Origin of the sequence: Kitasatospora nipponensis (genome assembly GCF_039528135.1) — a bacterium.
Classification (GTDB): domain Bacteria; phylum Actinomycetota; class Actinomycetes; order Streptomycetales; family Streptomycetaceae; genus Kitasatospora; species Kitasatospora nipponensis.
This window is the reverse complement of the sequence record NZ_BAAALF010000625.1, coordinates 1-816: the sequence shown is the minus strand read 5'-3', so window position 1 is coordinate 816 and position 816 is coordinate 1. Positions and strand designations below refer to the sequence as shown.

The window sequence follows — 816 nt, the reverse complement described above, 5'->3', positions numbered from 1 at the left end:
CACCTTCAGGAAGGTCTGCACCGGGGTGGCGTAGAGGTCCTGGGCGGCCTGTTCCAGCCGCGGGTCCATGCTCATCACGCGGGCCTTGACCGCCGTCACCACGAAGCTCAGGCAGAACATGATGTGCGCGATCAGGATCGTGGTGAAGCCGAACGGGATCCGCATGTTGAGGAACAGGGAGCCGAGCGAGGCGGCCATCACCACCTCGGGCATCGCCATCGGCAGGAAGATCAGGCCGGTCGCCCCGCCCCGTCCCCGGAACCGGTAGCGGGCCAGCGCGAAGGCGACCATGGTGCCGAGCACGGTGGCGCCGACGGTGGCCAGCACCGCGATCTGCAGGCTGAGCGAGAGCGAGCCGCACATGTCGGCGACGCCGCACGGGTCGGTCCAGGCATCGGTGGAGAACTGGTTCCACTCGTAGTTGAACTTGCCGCTGGGCTTGTTGAACGAGAACGCCAGCACCACCAGGTTGGGCAGCACCAGGTAGGCCAGCGCGAGCAGCCCGGCCAGCACCACGAGGTGGGCGCGGACCCACTTGAGCAGACGAGACATCAGACCAGCTCCTCCGTCCCGGCCTTGCGCATGTAGACCGTCACCATGCCCAGGATCAGGGCCATCAGAATGAAGCTCAGCGCGGCGGCCGTCGGGTAGTCGAGCACGTTCAGGAACTGCTTCTGGATCGCGTTGCCGATCATCTGCTTGCTCGGCGAGCCGAGCAGCTGGGCGTTGATGTAGTCGCCCGAGGCCGGGATGAAGGTGAGCAGCGTGCCCGCCACCACAGCCGGCAGCGAGATCGGGAAGGTGACCTTGCGGAAG

The 816-nt window shown here is 66.5% G+C and carries 2 protein-coding genes; both read right to left on the bottom strand.

Annotated features, from left to right (window positions below; translation table 11 throughout):
* Positions 1-552: ABC transporter permease (locus tag ABD323_RS42345; RefSeq protein WP_344447382.1), on the bottom strand; the 552-nt coding region annotated here is incomplete at its 3' end.
* Positions 552-816: ABC transporter permease subunit (locus ABD323_RS42340; protein ID WP_344447381.1), on the bottom strand; the 265-nt coding region annotated here is incomplete at its 5' end. The genes ABD323_RS42340 and ABD323_RS42345, both read right to left, overlap by 1 nt.